This window comes from Cohnella hashimotonis, assembly GCF_030014955.1.
Taxonomy (GTDB): domain Bacteria; phylum Bacillota; class Bacilli; order Paenibacillales; family Paenibacillaceae; genus Cohnella; species Cohnella hashimotonis.
Window position 1 is genome coordinate 2,286,805 of sequence record NZ_JAGRPV010000001.1, and the last position, 20,782, is coordinate 2,307,586.

A 20,782-nucleotide genomic window follows, 5' to 3' on the forward strand; every position below is an offset into this window, starting at 1 on the left:
CCCGGTCGCCGTAAGCGATCCGGGGCTATCTTTTTACCCGTCAAATCCGATTTATTACCGACGATTCCGCGCTGGAGCAGCAATTCGAACATTGTACAGTAGAGCGTCCTGCCGCCGTATGAGATGCTGTTATCGCTGACACGCACTCGTTTCCGGTGGGAGGATAACGTCATGAAGATGCTGCAAGCCTACAAATCCAAAAAGTACCTGACGCGTATGCTAATGTCGGTCAGCGTGCTGATGATCGCCGTGCTCGTCTTCGCCTCGCTGGCGCTGCAGTACAATGCCGAGCGGAGCTCGGTCCGCATGCAGCAGGATTCTTCCCGCAAGGTCATGAACCAGATCCAGTACAACGTCTCCTACATGACGGAGGCGCTCAACAATCTGGCCGTATCGCTTTTTATGGATCCGAATATTTCGCCTTTGTTTACATTGCCGAGCTACGACGAGATGACCGTCATCCGTTCGATGAACTCGCTCAAGCAGGCGTATTTGTCTTCGTCTTTTCTTCATTCGATCCTCGTCTACAATGGCTACGACGATCAAGTCTATCCGGTCGGACAGCTTAGCTTGAACAAGCCGGACGCCGCGATGGCGGATGGACTCGTATCCCTGCTGAAGCGCGAAGAAAAGCTGCCTCGCATGAAGCTGCTGCCCATGAATTTTAGCGGCAACGCGGAAAAAATCGATTTTTTCTCGATCGTCCTCTATCAGAATTTCGGCGCCGTTCGCAGCGGACGGGAGAGTGCGCTCGTGGTCAATATCAAGCCGGAATGGCTGTACGACAACCTGCAATCGGTAAACGTGTTCGACGATCCCGCGCGATCGGGCCTTTACATGCTTGACGCGTCAGGCGACGTGATCATGTCGGGCGGAGGCGCGGCGATGGCCGACATGAAGCGGTTGGACGAAGCGTTGGCGCGGCGGGCGTATGCCGGCATGGCGTCCTTCGGCTCCTTCACGGGCAAGCTCGGCGGCTCGACGAAACAGCTCGTCACCTATATGAGCATGAAGGACACGGATTGGAAAATCGTCAGCGTGCAGCCCTACAGCGTCGTTACAGGGAGCATCCGCGAGATGCGCGCGACTTCGGTGGTCGTCATCGCGGTCGTGCTGTTGTTGGGCGTTCTGCTGACCTTCCTCATCGCTCACAAGCTGTACCGGCCGATCGAGCGGATGTTCAGCCAGATCGGAATCAAACCGGGCGAAGCGCAAGGGAGCGATGCCGGCGCTCGGCAGGACGACGAGTTTTCGACGGTAGCGACCGTGTACAGCTCGATGCTGGAGAAGCTGCATTGGGCGTCGAGCGAGCAGGACAAGCAGAAGCGGATCGTGCGCAACTATCATCTTCGCACGCTGGTCGCCAACAGCCCGTCGCTGTCGCGCGAGGAATTTCAGGACAACATCGCCTTGAACGGTCTGGACATCGATCCGGCGGGTCCCTATCGTCTGGTAGTCGTCAAGGTGGACGGCTTCGCCGAATATGAACGGTCGACGACGCCCGGCCAGCGTGCGCTCCATACGTTTGCGGTCGGCAATATCGCCGAGGAGATTATGCGGCCCGGTCCTTATCGCTGCGAGATTGCGGACATGCGCGGCGACCACGTGGCGATGCTCGTAAGCCCCGCCGGCGAAGGCGCGGATACCGAGACGCTGACTCGGCTGCTGCGCCGCGTTCAGGAGGTTGTCGGCAGTTATTACAGACTGTCCTTGTCGCTGACGGTCAGCGGCAGTTGCGACAGCCACGTCGGCATCACCGAGCGTTATGGCGAGGCGATCCGGCTGTCCCGGTACAAGCTGTTGTTCGGCCATCGTGCCATTCTGACACCGGAGGCGGTCGGCGAGCGGACGAGGAAGACGGAGTACGACGCTCCCGCGGAAGCGGAAAAGAAGCTCGTCGAGAGCATCCGCGCCAACCGTCCCGAAGATAGCGCGAATGCTGCGGACGCGATCGTACAAGGGCTCGCATCCTGCCATTTTGACCATATCGTTCATGGCATCCTGCATCTTGTCGACCTGCTGAAATCCGCCGTTCGGGACCTCAACCGCAATCGTCTCGTCTCGCTGCCTATCGATCTGAGTTCGCTCAGCAAGGAGGCGCTTGAGAAGGAAACGATGGAGGAGGTGCGCGAGCTGATCGGCGCCGCCATCCGCGAGATCCACGATAAGCTGTCCCGCACGGACGCTGACAAGAATGCCGCCTTGACCGACGCCATCAAAGAAATGATCGAGATCAACTATAAAGACAGCAATCTGAGCCTTCAGGGCATCGCGGCGATGCTGCACCTGACGCCGGCTTATGTGGGGCGTATTTTTAAGACGAGCGAGTTCGTGTCGGTGGGGGAGTATATGAACGAAGTGCGTCTGCGGCATGCGCAGGCGTATCTGGAGACGAAGGGCTTCAGCATCAAGGAAGTCATGGAATTGGTCGGATACGTGAACGAGAGTACCTTCTTCAAGCTGTTCAAAAAGACGTTCGGCGTGACGCCGAAGGAGTATCGGTTAAAGAAGGTACTGGAGTAGGGGGGGGAGGGGGCAGACGGTTTGGCTTTTGGAGGCTTGCTCCCTGTCAAGCTGCACTAAGCCTGGTGAAGGCGGATCGCCTGCACCAGGAGAGGCGATTGGTGTAACTGGCCGATATTAATTTCTTGTAAAAAAATTTAATTATAAGTATCTCAACTTTCGCAGAGCAAAAATCATCTTAAGTGCAGGTCGTTGTAAGCTCGCGAGGCGATCAGGTATTGGGCTTGTAAATAGAAAAACACCGCTCCGTTTGATAAAGTGAGAGTGTCGAGCAATCACTTCAACCGAAGAGGTGTCTACCCTTATGATAGCCCAACCCTCCAATTTGAATCAACTGCCTAACGAACTAAAACCGACGTTTCAAGAATTGAAAGTCATGCAGCATTTACAGCAAGCTGGATTTCGCAAACGCTTTGGCTTTAGCTGCGCCCAATTGTTTCAACTCGTCTTCGTTCTGTTGTTTCATCAGAAAAACTGGTTTCGTCTGCTGGAGAGCCGCAAAGATGATTCCATGCCCGGCAAAGATGCGGTTTATCGCTTTCTCAATCATACCGGCCTTGCATGGCGCCGGTTTTTGACCTCGCTTAGTGTCGCCACCGTAAAGAAGGTGGACGCGCTGACGTCTGCGGATCGGGATGCCGTCTTCATCGTCGACGATTCGATGTTCGAACGCAATCGCAGCAAAGCCGTTGAGTTGCTCGCCCGGTTCAAAGATCATGCGACAGGTGCGTACTACAAAGGTTTCCGCATGCTAACGATGGGGTGGTCGGACGGCCACACGTTCTTACCCGTGGATTTTGCATTGCTCAGTTCAAGCAAGTCGGCGATCACCGGCATGAATGAGTCCGTCGACAAACGGTCGCACGGCTACAAGCGTCGGCAGGAAGCGCTTCTGTCGGCTCCGCAAGTCGTTGCGTCCATGCTGGACCGCGTCTTGGCGGCCGGAGCAACCGCCTCTTATGTCTTGATGGACAGTTGGTTCACGCATGCGCCGCTCATTCGCGAAATCGTCTCCCGTGGACTTGATGTGATTGGCATGGTCAAGAACGACAACAAACGATTCCTTATGCAAGGCCAGAAGTTGTCGCTTAAAGAGCTTTACTCAGTCGCCACGCCTGTAGCGAGCAAGAAACGCAGCATTCTCCGCTCGATCCGAACGGTGCTGGCTTGCGGCACGCCAGTGCATGTGGTATTCGTTCGCAACCGCTCGAAGAAGAATGATTGGCTCGCCGTTCTAACGACAGACCTAGCGCTCTGTGTAGAGGACGTCATCCGAATTTACGCGATCCGCTGGGACATCGAGGTCTTCTTCAAATGCACCAAGTCACTGCTACGTTTGCAAAAGGAATTCCAAGGCCGCTCTTATGATTTGCTGATCAGCCACACCACAATTGTCTTTTCGCGTTACCTGCTACTGGCTTGGCAGCATCGACAGAGTACAGATGCACGCACGTTCGGCGGTTTGTTTTATGTGCTGTGCGACGAAGTCGGCACGCTGGATTGGACAGTCGCCTTGCAACAACTGCTTGATCTGATCAGCGAAATCGCCACGAAAGCAGGAAAGAAGCTGGGGGCTTTGATTCAGCGTCAACTCCAGCAATGGATTGCCAGTTTGCCCAGTTACATCAGGGCTTGTTTGCCGATTTCATGCTGCGAAAGTTGAGTAAGTATGATTACATTACAAATATCGCTGCCTGAAGCACAGGCCGTTCTATCCGAATCAATTCGGAGGAGCGGCCTTTTCTATTTTCTAAGGAGGTTAATAAATGTCCGATATGTTGTTTCAAAAAGCTTACGATGAATGGATGTCTCGCGTTATTCGCCATAGTCAGGGTGAAAGGAAAAGAAGATTGATGGAGATGGATTCGTACAACGAGCAACTGTTGCTTAAAAATCTTTGGTGGCCGGCGCTTGGCAGCTTCGATCATCTTCATCCGGAGTGGGAAGTTTCAGACTTTAAGGACGGACAACGGTTTGTCGATTTCGCATACATGCCTTTCGGGCTGCATCGGGGTCTGATTTTGGAAGCTGATGCCTACGGGACGCATTTACGCGACGTGAGCCGATTCAGGTTCGGCGATAACCTTGAGAGGCAAAATCATTTGCTTATGGACGGCTGGCACATGCTTCGCTTCTCGAGAGACGATTTGTTGGAAAAGCCGAAGCGCTGTCAACAGACGTTGTTGGCGGCACTATCGGCGTGGGCGTACGGGGCGGGATCGGAAGCGCCACAGCTCACGTTGTATGAGAGAGCTATTCTTCATTGGATTGGAAGACATAACAGTGAAATTAAACCGGTAGAAATAATGGCTGCTTTGAAAATCGGTTTTACGCAAGCTAGCGTGAATCTGCAATCGCTGGAATCCAAAGGTTATTTAAGGTCAACGCGATCCGCGCAAGGGAAAGCGATGAGTTACTTGGTGCTGCCAAAAACGCAGCGGATTAACTGACATTTGCGCTTCGTCTCCTTGTCAGTAGCATGCGAATGGGGAATCAAGCCCGCGAGAAAGCTGATCGCCTTCTCAATAGAAGGCGATTGAGGATTCTGGGCTGCGAGCAAGCCGATCGCCTTCTCAATAGAAGGCGATTGAGAAGTTTGGGCTGCGATCAAGCCGATCGCCTTCTCAATAGAAGGCGATTGAGAAGTTTGGGCTGCGAGCAAGCCGATCGCCTTCTCAATAGAAGGCGACGGAGTATTTAGGGCAGTGAGCAACCTGATCGCCTTCTCAATAGAAGGCGATTGAGAAGTCTGGACTGCGAGCAAGCCGATCGCCTTCTCAATAGAAGGCGATTGAGAAGTCTGGGCTGCGAGCAAGCCGATCGCCTTCTCAATAGAAGGCGATTGAGAAGTCTGGGCTGCGAGCAAGCCGATCGCCTTCTCAATAGAAGGCGATTGAGAAGTTTGGGCTGCGAGCAAGCCGATCGCCTTCTCAATAGAAGGCGATGGAGTATTCTGGGCTACGAGCAAGCCGATCACCTTCTCAATAGAAGGCGATTGAGAAGTCTGGGCTGCGAGCAAGCCGATCGCCTTCTCAATAGAAGGCGATTGAGAAGTCTGGGCTGCGAGCAAGCCGATCGCTTTCTCAATAGAAGGCGATTGAGAAGTCTGGGCTGCGAGCAAGCCGATCGCCTTCTCAATAGAAGGCGATGGTGGACCTTGCTCGAGTCAAGCCGGACGCAAACAAGCGACCGTCCTCCTGGACGGCCGCTCGCGCGCTTCGGTTAGCGTGTTATCGTTCTCTGTCTCTTGTCGTTACCTCAGTCCCTTGTCCTTCAGGAAGGCGTCCCATTGCGCGGCGACTTCGGCTTCGTACTTCTCGAGGCCGGAGGCTTTGAGCTTGTTCTCGAACTCGGGCAGCATCTTGGCCGGATCGACGGCGCCGGTCTCGAGCGCGGTCGAATACTCGTTGCCTACCGCGTTCAGGTTGGCGCCTTCGGCTTTGATCTTTTCTTCGTTGATCGAGAAGCCGTTGCTGGCCGGCACGATGGCGCTGTCGTTCAGCTCGATCGTCTTTTCCCACGTGTCGGGGTCCATGCCTGGTTTCAGGTAGGCGTTGAACTGGTTGCCGAACACCCAGTCGCCGTTCGGCGCATAGCCGGAGCCCTCGATCGGCGCGATGAACTTGTCATCCGTCTTCGTGTAGTGCTTGCCCTCGATGCCGTTGCAGATGAGGTTATACAGATACTTGTCGGTGTTGAGCAGGTTGATCAGCATGAGCGCGCGCTCGGGATTTTTGGAGTTTTTGTTGATGACGTGCATGGCGCTCGCGATACCGGTAAAGTAGCTGTCCGAGATCGGGACGTAGACGACATCGTTGCCGCCGTTGATCGCTTTTTCGCCGATCTCGCCGCCTGGCTTGGACGTGAATTCGAGCGAAACGGCCACATTGCCTTTGCCCTTCAGATCGTTGATGTTCTGAAGCACGGGCGCGTCCTTATTGATATAGCCGGCTTGGTACCAGCTGTGGATCGTCTGATAGAAGTCTTTTTTCGCTTCGAGCGAATCGATCTTGCCGATCATGGCATAGGTCGTGTCGTCCTTCTTGTAGCCGACGGCTGCGCCGTCCGGCGCAACGGCATTCGGATCGACGAACAGGCCGTTGGAATTTTGCGCGAGACCGAGCGGAACGATGCCTTTTTCGTTGTCCTTAAGCGTCTTCAGGAACGGCTCGATATCTTTGTACGAGTGGATCGAGCCGACGTCGAGATTGTACTTGTCGACGAACCGTTTTTGAATGATCAGGCTCTTCTGCTTGGCCGCGATTTGATAGATCGGGAAGCCGTATACCTTGCCGTCGGCGGCTTTCATATCCGGCCAGAACTTATCGGGAATATTGGCACGCGCGTCCGGGGCATACTTGGCGATCATGTCGTCCGGCAGTTCAAGATAAGCCCCCTTTTCGATGTACGGCTGATAGTTCCCCAGCCAGCCCTTGGAGCTCCATGCGATATCGAACGCCTCGCCGGCTGCAAGCATGGCGTTTAACTTCGGCTCGTACTCGTCGAATGTCAGCGGTTTCAGATCGACGGTTGCGTTTATTTTTTCCTTCAGATATTTGTTGATCTCGTCGTTGACCAGCTTCTGGTCGGGACCCGGGTTGGCGGCGACGGGATAGATGAACGTGAGCTTGACCTCAGGAAGCTCCGCCGGGGTCGATTGGGCACTTGCCGACGAGCTTGCGGATGCGCTCGCGCTCGCCGTCGCGGAGCCGCTATCGCTTGCCGATGCGCTCGGGCCGGCCGTATTGGCGTTGTTGTTATTGCTGCAAGCCGCAAGCGCGGCCATCGAGAGAAGCAGCATATATTGCGGAATCCGTTTTCCTTTTTTCATCTCTGAACCCTCCGTTGAATGGACCCTTATTATTTAATACGCCGTGCTCCCGTGTCTGACCTGCTGCCGCCCCAAAAGCCGATCACCTCCCTTAAACGCAGCGGCAGTTCTTTATCGATTCTTGCCGGCTCTAGCCTTTGAGCGAGCCGACCGTAATGCCTTTGACGAAGTACTTCTGGAAAAAGGGAAATACGAGAAGCATTGGACCGCTCGCGACGATCGCCATCGCCATCCGGACGGACAGCGTCGGGAATTGCGCGAACTGCAGCTTGTCGGACACCTGCGCCATCGGCGAATTCGCGAGGAACTCGGCCTGCGATAAAATGCGGACGAGCAGCAGCTGCAGCGGAATATACTTGTCGTTGTCGATGAACAGCAGCGCGTTGTACCACTCGTTCCAATAGCCGAACGCGATAAACAGTCCAAGCGTCGCAAGCGCCGGCGTCGAGAGCGGGAGGATGATACGGAAGAAGATCCGGAATTCGCGCGCGCCGTCGATCTTGGCCGATTCGACGATTTCCGGCGAGATTTTGTCCAGGAAGCCCTTCATGATCATGATGTTGAACGGGCTCATGAGCGCGGGGATGATCAAGGCGGCGAGCGAATTTTTCAAATGCAGGTACTGTGTCATCAGAATGTAGAAAGGGATCAGGCCGCCGTTGAACAGCATCGTGAAGAACACGTAAAACGTAAGCGGTCGATTGTACCTGAAGTCGCGCCGCGAGATCGGGTAAGCCATGAGCGCCGTGAGCATCAGCGACAAAAACGTGCCGATGATCGTGATCATGATCGTGACGCCGTAGCCGCGCAGGATCGTGTCCGGCTTTTCGAAGACGATCCGGTAAGCTTCGCCGCTCCATACTCGGGGGATGAACTGGTACCCGTATTCGAACAGGCTGTCCTCCGAGGAGAGCGAGATCGAGACGACGAGAATGAACGGCGCTACGATCAACAGGCAGACGACGATAAAGAAAGCGTTGATGAACCAATTGTTCGATTTGAGCGTCATAGCGGATTCGCCTCCGGATTAGAAAAGCGCGTTGTCGCGGTCGATGCGGCGGACGATATAATTGGCGGACACGACGGTGACGAGGCCGACGAACGACTGCAGGAACCCAACGGCCGCCGCGGAATTGATGTCGCCGAGCTTCGTGAGCGCGCGGTATACGTAAGTGTCGATAATGTCCGTCGTCGGAAAGTTCGGCCCGACATTGTTCGGGATGAAGTAGTGAAGCCCGAAGTCGCCGCGGAAGATGTTGCCGAGTCCGAGAATGAACAGGATGATGACGAGCGGCTTGAGCAGCGGCAGCGTGATCCGGGCCATCATCTGGATGCGGGTCGCGCCGTCGAGCTTGGCGGCTTCGTAGTACTCCGTGCTGATGCCCGTCATGCCGGCGTAGTAGACGAGCGTCGAGAAGCCGACGCCTTTCCACAGCGCGATGAGCGGCAGGATGTACATCCACGGCGTCGTCTCCAAATACCAGTTGTGCTCGGGAAATCCGAGAAACGCCAGCACCTTGTTCGCGAACCCGTTCTCGAAGTCGAGGAACGCGTTGCCGATATAGCCGACAAGCACCATCGAGAGGAAAAACGGAAGGAACAATACCGTTTGATAGATTTTCATCAGCCGTCCGGAAAGCTCGTTCAGCAGCAGTGCCAGCAGCAGCGCCGCGATCGTCCCCGTAATGATGTAGGCGAAATTGTACAGTAGCGTATTGCGGATAATCCGGTACGCGTCTTCCGCCTTGAACAAAAATTCGAAATTGCGAAATCCTACCCACTCGCTTCCGAAAATGCCGCGGTCATATCTGAAGTTTTTGAACGCCAGAATGAGGCCGATCATCGGCAGGTACGCGATGACGAGCTTGAACAGAATGCCGGGCAGCGCGAGGATGAGAAGCTCCCGGTTTTTGCGCAGCAGCCGGATCTCGTTGCGAATCCAGCCGGTTTGTCTTGCCTTAGGATCGCCCGGGACGGGGGAATCCGCGGCGCTTAGCTTGACGGGTTGGGTCTTGGCCATAGGGATCACCTCCATCGTTGATATGACCCCATCATGCCATGCGCCGAATGCCGAATATACGATTCGATGTTCGAAAAACTGTTCCGGGGATGTGTATAAAATGCGAATTCATATGTTTTTTGGGAAAAGAAGCGGGATTGCGCGGGAGAGGTGGCGGCGAAAAAGCAAAAAAACGAAGCCGGGGAGGCTTCGTTCTACAGTATCGGCCGAATAAGAATGCGCCACATCGTAATTTTGCCGATCCTACTGCCTGCTGGTCGCCATCTTCATTCACGAGCTCAGCGATCGCTTGATTCGGTATTCCTTGGGCGTGCTCCCGAACTTGCCCTTGAACAGGCGGAAAAAATAGCTTTGGTTCGAGTAGCCGCATTGATCCATGATGTCCGCGATCGTATCGTCGGTCTGGAGCAGCAGCCTGCGCGCATGCGCGAGCCGCACCTCGTTCATATACTCTGTGACCGTCGTGCCGCATTGGTCCTTGAACAGCTTGCCTACGTAGGCGGAGGTCAGCTTGACGGTGGAAGCGATCGACTGCTGGCTGAGATTCGGATCCTGAAATTTCTGCTCGATGAGCGTCTTGATCGTACCGACGATCCATTCGTAGCGCTCCGCGCCGGGCGCGCGCTGCGTCTCGCAGATTTGAGCGCATGCGGACAGGAAGGACATGTAGATATCCTCGAGCGAACGATCGCCCTCCATGATCCTCGGGATTTGCTCGGGATCGATGGAGATGGAGACGAGTCTGTTGTTGATCATCTCGGCTGCCGTATTTTTGACGGCCCACGCGAGATCGGATACGGCGCGCAGCATGTCGTCGTACTGGAAATCAGTGAGCAGGGCGAACGCCTTTTCGAGCTCGCCGCCCGCGTTCGTCAACTGTCCCTTTTTCAGCGCTTCGGTCAATCTCCGCTCGATGTCCGGGGGCAGCGTCCGCCGCCCGCCGGAGAGATTGGCGCGCACGTCCTCGGGCAGGACGATCGACTTGTAGCCTTTGGCGAACATATACAAGCAAAGCTGGCAGGATTGGCGGTAAGCGGCGGAAAGCTGACTTAGCCTTGAGACGGGATCGCCGATCCCGCAGGTCAACGACAGTCCGTAATACCGCTCGATCGTATCTTGAATATCCCAAACGATCGGCCGCGCTGCCTCCATGCCGGCACCGACGCCTGGACCAGACAGAATGAGCACCGAGTGCCCGTCGTGCATGTCGACGGTTTCGCAGCGGTAATCGCCGCTTAATTGCTCCTGCGCAATATTGAGGATAGCGAAGGCGTGGAGCCTTCTCGCCGAGGACGTCGTCGCCCGCTCGTAGTCGGCGTGCCGGTCGATGCGAAAAACGCAGACGCAGTAGGGGCCGTCGCTAGCGAGCTGCAGACCGTGGCGTTCGATAAGCTGCGCCATGTCCGCTTCGGGGATACTGCCGCCGTCCGATAGAAACGTCCGCAAATAATGCTTTTCGACGATCTGCTCGGCGCTGATCTCCCGCAGTCTCTCCGACAGCCGAAGTACGTTGTCCCCCATGAGGTCGAGCTCGTTCGAGCCGCCGCCAGTCGCCCCGTCCTTGACGTGCGGCCGTATGCGGCGCAGCATCGCGTCGATCGGACCGTACAGCTTGAACGACAGCCAAAAGGATACGGCCGCCGCGATCAATAGAAAAGCGCCCGTCACAAGCAGCGCCTTTTCGCGCGATTCCCGGACCTCCTTCATGAGCGGCGCATAGGGCTGAATGTACAGGATCGTCCAGTCTCCGATCCCCCGCATGAAGGTGACGATGCTCTTGCCGTCGCCCGCGTTGCCGACGACGAATCCGGATGACGCATCCCGATCGGGATCGGTCCCGGCGACCAGCGCAGTGACGGCTTCAGGCTTGGGCGCGTACACGCCGGACGACTGCCCGTCCGACAGCAGATTGCCGTCCGGCGTACGGATAAAGATCGCGCCCTGCCCGCTGCCGGCCCCGTTCATTCTGCGCAGGCTGTCGAACACCCAATCCGGCTTGATATACAGGATCAGCGCGGATTCTTTGCCTTCGTAAGCACGAAGCGCATCCGTCACGATAAAGGCGAACGCATCGATATCGCCGCCTTCGCGTCCGAGGCTCACGGGAATGAGCCTTGACGTGGGCAGCGGTAAGGGCGAGCGGAGCAGCCAATCCAGCATTTTTCGCTTCGTCTCGCCGCCGTCCACGAGAAATTCGCTCGAGGAGCCGTACAGCTCGCCGCTGCCGGCATTGTAAACCGCCATCGAATGCAGGAAGGAGGAGCTCTCCATCAGCTTTTCCATCTCGTTGTACCCGCGAATATAGTCCATCTGCGGAAGCGGCTCGGAATACATAAGCGGAATCAGAAAGTTGTCGCCGTAAGCAAAGGTCGACAGCCGGACGATGATCTCGTTCATATAAGACAGGTTGTATTGAATCTGCGTCAATACCTTCAGGTTGGAATCCTCCTGCACGCTTCGGACGGATCGCTCTAACACGTAGGAATTGACGGCGGACAGGCCTGTCAGGACGAGCGCCATGGCGATCATGATCGAGAACAAGACGCGTTGAAAATATCGCCTGGACTTATAAAACCCGAATCCGAACCCCAAACCTCTCATCGCTTCGCGCTCCTTCCCGCCGCTGGCCTGATTTCTCTATTTTTAAATGGAAACGCTTTGAATTGCAACCGGCTGCATCAAAGAATTTCGCATGTCGATTGTCCGGGCGGAATGGAGGAATTGATGGAATTCATAGCCGCCTCGGCTTGCTTTTCCAACTTTGTACAGTTTCTCGGCGGATCGCGCCGTGGCACGATGGAGTCACGGAGGAGGTGAGTGCGGCGCCGTCGAATATAAAGCCCGCAGCGCGGGCTAGCGTCACGGAGCGAAGCGGAGCCATGCCATCCTAATTTGAAAAGAGGGATTCGTGAAGATGTCCAAGAGGAAAGGTTTGTCGGCCATATTCAATCGTAAAGCCGCCGGCGTGTTCTGCGCATTAACGATCCTGGCGCCGGTCGTTCCGGCACCTGCCGCATTTGCCGCCACGTTTAATGTAACCGCTTACGGTGCGAACGGAGCAGACACCGCAGACGATCTGACGGCGATTCAAAATGCGATAAACGCCGCGGCGAGCGGCGACACGGTTTACGTCCCATCCGGTACCTACTATTTATCAGGCAGTCTTCAAGGGAAGACGGGGATCAAACTGCTCGGCCAGGGCCGGGACACGACGATCCTCAAGTACAACGGTACCGGCACCGGCGCCATGGTCTCGCTCAACAATACGAGCAACGTAGAGATCGGCGCGCTGACGCTCGACGCCAACAACAGCACGACGCTTGACGCCGGCATCTGGAGCGAGCCGGGGAGCGGGCACAACATACACGACAACCGAATTAAAAATCTGGCCAAGACGAGCGGCTTCGCGCCATTCGGTATCCTGATGTCGGCTTCTCCGAACGTGACGATCAAGAACAACGACTTCGTCAACATGGGGACGGGCTCGATGTGGGGCGCCGCGATGCGGGTCGGCTGGGGCTCCAATGCGCCGCTCATCGAAGGCAATACGATCGCGAACACGGGGCGCGGCGGCATCTTCGTCAACGACGGCGTCGACGGCGCGGTCATCCGCAGCAACGTCATCACCGGTTCGGGCATCTTCAACGAAGGCCTCGGCATCGAGCTGCACACGAACGTCAACCATTCGATCGTGGAAGACAACCAGGTCGACCACTGGCTGTCCGTCGTCCGCTCGGAGTACAACGCGATCCGGCGCAACACCGTGCATACGACCGACAATACGGTCAAGGGCATCGGCCTCGAGATCATGTCCAACCACTCCGTGACGTCCGACAACCTGGTCGACGGCGGTCAGCAGGTCGGCATGCAGCAGTCGCCGGGCACCGGCTACCAGCTGTGGAACTACAACACGATCAAAAACATCGTCATGTGGGGCATGCAGCTGCAGGGCGAGGGCACGGGCGAGACGGAGCAATTCCAATACTTCTATAAAAACACGATCAAGGACGGACCGATCGGCAACCCCGCTGCCGCCTATCCCGGCTACGACGGCAATGCGGTCCGCATCCACGGCAACTCGAAGAACATCACCTTCGACAGCAATACGATCACGAACAACGGCCGCAAGGCGATCGAGATTACGACCGCCGCGGGCACCGACCGAATCAGCTTCGTGAACAACATCATCACGAACAACGGCGGCCCCTCAATCGACCAATATCCGTCGTCCGCGTCGGATCTCGAATGGGGTAACAACACGGTCACCGGCAACGGTACCAACACGCAGCTGACGAGCCGCGGCTACGCAGGCGACGCCAAGCCGACCGCGAACTTCACGGCGCCGACGAGCGTGCAGCTCGGGCAGCCGGTGACGTTCACCAACACGTCGTCCGATAACGGCTCGATCGCCGAGAACCTGTGGGACTTCGGCGAAGGCGTGCCGGTCACGACGGTCAGCCCGACCTATACGTACCAGAAGGCGGGCAACTACCGCGTGTCGCTGGTCGTCTGGGACAACACGGGCCGCGCCAACATCAAGGAGCAGACGATCAACGTCTTTTCGGGACCGCCAGACACAACTGCGCCTAGCGCGCCGTCCGGCCTGACCGCGCCTTCCAAATCCAACGTCACGGTCAACCTGTCCTGGGCCGCTTCTACGGACAATGTCGGCGTCATCGGCTACGACGTCTACCGGAACGGCACGCTGCTGGGCTCCACCACGGGCGCGACGACGTACAACGTAACGGGGCTCACGCCTAGCACGGCGTACACGTTTACGGTCAAGGCAAGAGATGCGGCGGGCAACGTATCCGCCGCCAGCAACGCGCTGTCCGTGACGACGGACGCCGGCGACACGCAGGCCCCGACGGCCCCGACCGGCTTGACGTCGACGGCGAAGACCGATACGAGCATCACGCTGACGTGGAACGCGTCGACGGACAACATGGGCGTCACCGGCTACAACGTCTACAACGGCTCGACCCAGATCGGCTCCACGACCGGCGCGGTGTCGATCACGCTGACGGGCCTCAGCCCGAGTACGACGTATACGCTGACCGTCAAGGCCAAGGACGCCTCCAACAATATCTCGGCGGCGAGCAACGCGATTACGGTCACGACGAATCCGCTCGCGAACTGGGTGAACTGTGCGGGCGAAAATAACCCCTGCAACTTCACCGGCACGAAGGAAGTTCGCTATGGCGCGAACGGCAATTACGTCTATGGCACCTACACGAACACCGTCATGTGCTCAAACAACGGCTTTGGTGTAGACCCTGCGCCGGGCTACTATAAGACGTGCGACGTGAACATGGCCAGCGGCGGCACGACCGATACGCAGGCGCCTACGGCGCCGACCGGACTGACATCGCCGTCGAAGACCGCGAACTCCGTAAATTTGTCGTGGACGGCTTCCACGGACAACGTCGGCGTGACGGGCTACAACATTTACAACGGCAGCACGCTGGCCGGCACGACGACCGGCGCCACGACTTACGCCGTGACAGGACTTTCGGCCAGCACGGCCTACAGCTTCACGGTCAAGGCGAAGGACGCCGCGGGCAATCTGTCGGCTGCCAGCAACACGCTGTCGGTGACGACGAACGCCCCGGCCGGCGACACGCAAGCGCCGACGGCGCCGACGGGACTGACGTCGCCGTCAAAAACGGCAAGCAGCGTAAGTCTCTCGTGGACGGCATCGACGGACAATGTCGGCGTAACGGGCTACGACGTGTATAACGGCAGCACGCTCGCAGGCTCTACGACGGGCGCGACGACCTACACCGTGACGGGGCTGTCGGCCAGCACGACATACAGCTTCACGGTGAAGGCCAAGGACGCGGCGGGCAACCTGTCGGCTGCCAGCAGCGCGCTGTCTGTCACGACCAACGCTTCGGGCGGCACGACGCCGACGGGCACAATCGTCCGCGAGTACTGGACCGGCATCACGGGTCCGACCGTCGCCAGCATCCCGGTGTCGACGACGCCGACGGGCACGGCGGTTCTGACCAGCTTCAAGGGTCCGACGAACTGGGGCGACAACTACGGCGACCGGATTCGCGGCTATATCGTGCCGACCGTGACCGGCACGTACCAATTCGCCATCGCGGGGGACAACAACAGCCAGCTTTATCTAAGTACGGACAGCACCGCAGGCAACAAAGTCATGATCGGCGAAGTCGTCGATTGGACCAATGAAGAAGAATGGGGCCGCAACGCATCCACGCAGCAATCCGGCTCCATCACGCTCACGGCGGGACAACGATACTACGTGGAAGTGCTGCACAAGGAAGAAGGCGGCGGCGACCATCTCGCGGTCGGCTGGAAGACGCCGGGCGCGAGCGCCTTCGTCGTCATCGACGGCGCGTATTTGGCGCCGCTTCAATAATCGAATCGGACTGTCCTGACGGAGGCAGCCGGCAAGCGGAGTATGACGGGCCGCCTGCCGGCTGCCTTAGGACGGCGAAGGGGCATGACGGCATGCGCCGGGGAGGAGACGACCGAGATGGACGATTGGAAAAAGGGAGTCGCGGGCGGCGGGAGCGACAGCTTGATTCGGGAGGTTGAGGAGCTTGACGGGAGCGTCGCGGAGATTTACGTCGACGCCTGCGACGAGGCCGGCTGCGCAGAGGAGTCGGCGGACGGCAGTCCCGCGCGTCCGTACCCGACGATACGCGCCGCGCAAGCGGCGGCACGCGCGCTGGCGGGCACCGGATACGAAGGGCGGATCGACGTCCGAATCCGCGCGGGGACCTATGCGCTGTCCGAGCCGCTGCGGCTTGGCAGCGCAGATACGGGCGGCGGCCGCTGCCAGGTCGCGTACCGCTGCGACGACGAAAGCGACGGCGCCGAACCGCCCATTCTCAGCGGAGGCGTCGCGATTGCGGACTGGGAGCCGTGGCAGAACGGCATCTGGCGCGCAAAGGTGCCCCAGGGCGTTCGCCCGCGCACGCTGTACGCGGACGGCGCGCGCATCGACAAGGCGAGGCTGCCGGCCGTCGGTTACTACGAGACGGAGCCCGCAAGCGAACGCGACGGCATCTGCGTCGGCGTGCTCCCTGCTGGCGACGCGGCCGCTTTCGAACAGGCCGCGACGGTATGCGCAGGCATGCAGGCGTTCGTTTGGCCTGGAGAGGGCGAGTGGAACTGGTTCTCCGAGACGATCCCCGTCCGCAAGGCGGATGCGGAGAAGCGCCGGATCGACTTTGCGCGCCCGGCTACCTGGGGCATAGGCGGCGGGTCTCGCTATTACTTGCAAGGCTCGCTTGCATTCCTGCGCGAGCCGGGACAATTTCATTTCGACGAGGCTTCCCGCGTGCTTTACTACCGTCCCGTTACGGGAACGCCGCTCGAGCAGCGCGTGATCGCACCTGCGCTGCATCGCGTTGTCGAGATCGTCGGGGACGGCGAGCGCCAACCGGTCTCGGGCATCGCCCTACGCGGGCTGGAGCTGGCATTCACCGACTTTTACGACGATTACCGGATCGTCCCGGACGAAGAGGCGGCCAACACAGAGCCCGACGGCCAGCGCAACGGACTTGTGTACATCAGAGACGCCGACAGCGTCGCGATCGACGGCTGTCGGCTTCGCTTTTCCGGCTCGTCGGGCGTACTTCTCGATCGCTGCGCCTTGAATGTCAAGCTCACGCGCAACGTCGTCGAGCACGTGGGCCATCACGGCATCTACGCGGTCGGCTATGCGCCTGGGGAAGGCGCATTCCGCGATTCCGACGCCGCGAATTTGAATAAAGGACATCTGATCGCGGACAACGAGATTCTGCACGGCGGAGAGCTGGTCGGACACGGCGCGGGCATCCAGCTGTATCAATGCGGCGACTGCGACATCGCGCACAACCGGATCGCCCACATGCCGAGGTACGGCATCTCGATGAAGGGCGTCCGGCAGGGGGCGATGCCAAAGACGCTGTGGGGCATTCCGGTGACATGGGACAATCACTGGGATTTCCTTTTCGCGCGAAATAATCGTATCCGGCACAACGATATTTCGGACGTGATGACCGACAGCCAGGACGGCGGCATGATCGAGTCATGGGGCGTCGGTCTCGGCAATTTGATTCGCGGCAACAGGCTGCATCACAGCGGCATCCGTTTTTCGTTCGGCTTCGGCATTTATCTCGACGACGCTTCCGACGGCTTTACGGTCACGCACAACGTGCTTGATCATCTGTACAGCGCGGATACGGGCAAATTGTGGATGGCCATTTTCGCGAAGGGCATCGGCAACGTAATCGCGAACAACCTGATCGTCGACAATCCGGCAGCCGTGAATGCGATCGGCACGCAGGAGATGGTCGGTGAAGCGAATCGGGAGCTCGCGATCGAGCGCAACATCGTATCGAATGCCGGACGGATGTATGGCTTCGTCAATTGGCGCCCGGAGCGTCTTGCGCGCGCAGACCGCAATTTGTATTGGAACGGCGGAGCGCCTCGGCTCATCTCCGGCGAGCTGCCGGAACCGGCGGTGCCGCTGGGCGAAAATCCGGCCTGGGGCTTCGACTACGATTGGGAGACATGGCTCTCGGTCTCCGAAGGCCGCTTCGAGGCGAATTCGGTCGTCGCCGATCCGTTATTCGCCTCGGGCGAGGAGGGCGGCTACCGGCTGCGGCCGGATTCGCCCGCCTACGGCTTGGGCTGGGAAGACATCGACTGGTCGTTGATCGGGCCCAGGCGCCGGCAGCACGATTGAAATGCACGCATGAGAAACAGATCGCCAATGGAACGCTCAAACGCCGCCGGAACCTCTCCGGCGGTTTTTGAGTGCCGGGCTTGTGCGGCGTTATAGAACGGCTCGTCAATGATTTTCGTCACATCGCGATTTTCCGAGGGGGTATAAGATGAGAGCAGGAAAAACGCCAATTGCCCAGCCGATCGGCAGCGAGCGCAGTCGCGATCGTCGCCGTCCAAGCTGACGCAGCGAAAGGAAGTCAGGCCATGCAGCAACATAGCGATCGTCAGCGCCTCATCGTCGTCGGCAACGGAATGGCAGGCATCAATACGGTCGAACAGATCCTTAAACTGGCTCCCGAAGCCTACAGGATTACGGTATTCGGCAGCGAGCCCTATCCGAATTACAACCGCATCCAGCTCTCATACGTGCTCGAGAAAAGCAAGTCGATAGACGAGATTATATTGAACAGCCGGGAGTGGTATGCGGAAAACGATATCGAGCTCCACACCGGAACGACGGTGACGCACATCGATACGGCGGCGAAAACGGTGAAGACGGCGGACGGCGCCGACACGCCGTACGACAAGCTCATTCTCGCGACCGGCTCCAGGCCGTTCATGCTGCCCGTTCCGGGTGCGGACAAGCAAGGAATCGTCGGCTTCCGGGACATCGCGGACTGCGAGACGATGCTCGAGGCGGCGGGCAAGTACCGCAAGGCGGCGGTTATCGGCGGCGGGCTGCTCGGCCTTGAAGCGGCCAAAGGCCTGCTGAAGCTCGGCATGGACGTCACGGTCGTGCACTTGCTCGGCGAGCTGATGGAACGCCAGCTCGATCCTACGGCTTCGCATTTGCTGCAGCAGGAGCTCGAGCTGCAGGGGCTCAAGTTCGCGATGGGCCAAAAAACGGAGGAATTCCTCGGCGGGGAGCGCGTGAGCGGAATCAGGTTCGGTGACGGCTCGACGCTCGAAGCGGAGTTCGTCGTCATGGCGGTCGGCATCCGGCCGAACGTCGAGCTGGCCCGCGCGAGCGGTATAGAGACGAACCGCGGCATCGTCGTGGACGACCTGCTGCGGACGTCCGCCGAAGGCGTCTACGCGGTAGGCGAGTGCAACGAGCACCGCGGCGTCAGCTACGGACTGGTCGCGCCGCTGTTCGAGCAGGGCGCCGTGCTGGCGAAGCACTTGTGCGGCGTCGATACCGCGCCGTATGCCGGATCGGTCGTATCGACCCAGCTGAAAATCTCGGGCGTCGAGGTGTTCTCGGCAGGCGAATTCATGGACGCATCCGACCTTACGGTCGTTCGCATGCACGACGAATGGCGACGGATTTACAAGAAGGTGCTGATCCGCGGAGGCGTCATCGTCGGCGGCGTGCTGGTCGGCGACAGCAGCCAGTCGGCGCGGCTGCAGCAGTGGATCCGCACGGGCGCGGTCATGAACGACGAATACCACGCGATCGTCATGGGGGCGGCCGCGGTGTCGGCCGGCTCAGGCGTCGCGGAGCTCGCCGACGAGGAGATCGTCTGCGGCTGCAACGGCGTCACGAAAAAAATGATCGTCGAGGCAATCCGCGAGCGGGAGCTGACGACGGTAGACGAGATCAAGCTCACCACGGGCGCGACGCGTTCTTGCGGCGGCTGCAAGCCGGTCGTCGAGCAGATTCTGAAGCTGACGCTTGGAGACAAGTACGACTCGGCGGCAGCCAAGCAGGCGGGGATCTGCGACTGTACGCCGCTCAGCCGGGACGAGGTCGTCACTGCGATCAAGGAGAAGGGACTTATCACGTCCAAGGAAGTACGTTATGCCCTTGACTGGCACAACAAGGAGGGCTGCTCCAAGTGCCGCCCGGCGCTGAACTATTACCTGGGCATGATCTGGCCGCAGGAGCACGCGGACGAGAAGGACTCGCGGTTCGTCAACGAACGGATGCACGGCAACATTCAAAAGGACGGTACGTTCGGCGTCGTGCCGCGGATGTACGGCGGCGTCACGACGCCCGAGGATCTGCGGCTGATCGCGGACGTCGCGGTGAAGTACAACGTCAAGCTCGTCAAGGTGACGGGCGGCCAGCGGCTCGACCTGCTCGGCGTGAAGCGCGAGGATCTGCCCGCCATATGGTCGGATCTCGGCATGCCCTCGGGCTACGCGTACGCCAAGGCGCTGCGCACAGTCAAGACCTGCGTCGGCTCGCAGTTCTGCCGATTCGGCACGAAGGATTCGATGGGCATGGGCATCGTCTTGGAGAAAAAGTACGAGCGGCTCGACATGCCGGCCAAGTTCAAAATGGCGGTCAATGGCTGCCCGCGCAACTGCGCCGAATCGTCGACGAAGGATATCGGCATCGTAGGCAACGAAGGCGCCTGGGAGATCTATGTCGGCGGCAACGGCGGCATCAAGGCCCGGCTGGCCGAGCTGCTCTGCAAGGTGAAGACCGACGAAGAGCTGATCGAGATCATATCGGCGTTCATGCAGTATTACAGGGAAACGGGCAAATATCTGGAGCGTACGTCGGATTGGATCGAGCGGGTCGGCCTGGAGAAGGTCAAGGCGGTCATTGTCGAAGACGCAGCTGGACGCAAAGCGCTGGCGGACCGGATGGAAGCGGCGCTCGAACAGGTAAGGGAGCCCTGGCAGGAAATTCTCGACAATCCCAACCTCCGCGAGCGGTTGTTCGGAGAGATTCGCATTCCGGCCGGCGGGCCGAAGGAATAGGAGGGCGC

Annotated in this window: 11 protein-coding genes; 6 read left to right on the forward strand and 5 right to left on the reverse strand. The window is 58.6% G+C overall.

The annotated features are described in order from the left end of the window. Positions 1 to 171 precede the first annotated feature (171 nt). The 3 genes from KB449_RS08950 (at position 172) to KB449_RS08960 (ending at position 4,973) form a co-directional block, all read left to right on the forward strand. Positions 172 to 2,523, forward strand: a complete 2,352-nt coding sequence (locus tag KB449_RS08950; protein WP_282908046.1) for a helix-turn-helix domain-containing protein — start codon at positions 172 to 174, stop codon at positions 2,521 to 2,523. Between the two features lie 304 nt (positions 2,524 to 2,827). After that, entirely contained in the window at positions 2,828 to 4,186 is a 1,359-nt protein-coding gene (locus KB449_RS08955; protein WP_282906693.1) for an IS4 family transposase, read from the forward strand. A 103-nt stretch (positions 4,187 to 4,289) separates the two neighbouring features. Beyond that, entirely contained in the window at positions 4,290 to 4,973 is a 684-nt protein-coding gene (locus KB449_RS08960) for a DNA-binding response regulator (RefSeq protein ID WP_282908047.1), read from the forward strand. Here KB449_RS08960 and KB449_RS08965 read toward each other — a convergent pair. The 5 genes from KB449_RS08965 to KB449_RS08985 form a co-directional block, all read right to left on the reverse strand. Then, on the reverse strand, positions 4,937 to 5,644 hold the full coding sequence (locus KB449_RS08965) for a hypothetical protein (RefSeq protein ID WP_282908048.1): 708 nt from the start codon (positions 5,642 to 5,644) through the stop codon (positions 4,937 to 4,939). The genes KB449_RS08960 and KB449_RS08965 overlap by 37 nt on opposite strands. Positions 5,645 to 5,776: 132 nt before the next feature. Next, on the reverse strand, positions 5,777 to 7,354 hold the full coding sequence (locus tag KB449_RS08970; RefSeq protein ID WP_282908049.1) for an ABC transporter substrate-binding protein: 1,578 nt from the start codon (positions 7,352 to 7,354) through the stop codon (positions 5,777 to 5,779). A gap of 130 nt (positions 7,355 to 7,484) precedes the next feature. Beyond that, the gene (locus tag KB449_RS08975; protein WP_282908050.1) at positions 7,485 to 8,363 is read right to left on the reverse strand and encodes a carbohydrate ABC transporter permease; all 879 of its coding nucleotides are present in this window, start codon (positions 8,361 to 8,363) and stop codon (positions 7,485 to 7,487) included. Between the two features lie 18 nt (positions 8,364 to 8,381). Next, positions 8,382 to 9,374 carry an ABC transporter permease gene (locus KB449_RS08980; RefSeq protein WP_282908051.1) on the reverse strand — a complete coding sequence of 331 codons (993 nt, stop codon included), beginning with the start codon at positions 9,372 to 9,374 and terminating at the stop codon, positions 8,382 to 8,384. A gap of 270 nt (positions 9,375 to 9,644) precedes the next feature. Next, a complete protein-coding gene (locus tag KB449_RS08985) occupies positions 9,645 to 11,975 on the reverse strand; it encodes a helix-turn-helix domain-containing protein (protein WP_282908052.1) in 2,331 nt (776 codons plus the stop codon). A 313-nt stretch (positions 11,976 to 12,288) separates the two neighbouring features. Between KB449_RS08985 and KB449_RS08990 the strand changes: the two genes are divergently transcribed. The 3 genes from KB449_RS08990 (at position 12,289) to nirB (ending at position 20,774) form a co-directional block, all read left to right on the forward strand. Next, on the forward strand, positions 12,289 to 15,762 hold the full coding sequence (locus KB449_RS08990) for a fibronectin type III domain-containing protein (protein WP_282908053.1): 3,474 nt from the start codon (positions 12,289 to 12,291) through the stop codon (positions 15,760 to 15,762). 117 nt (positions 15,763 to 15,879) lie between these two features. After that, entirely contained in the window at positions 15,880 to 18,081 is a 2,202-nt protein-coding gene (locus tag KB449_RS08995) for a right-handed parallel beta-helix repeat-containing protein (protein WP_282908054.1), read from the forward strand. A 245-nt stretch (positions 18,082 to 18,326) separates the two neighbouring features. Then, complete coding sequence (gene nirB, locus KB449_RS09000) at positions 18,327 to 20,774, forward strand: nitrite reductase large subunit NirB (RefSeq protein WP_282908055.1); 2,448 nt, start codon at positions 18,327 to 18,329, stop codon at positions 20,772 to 20,774. Positions 20,775 to 20,782 lie beyond the last annotated feature (8 nt).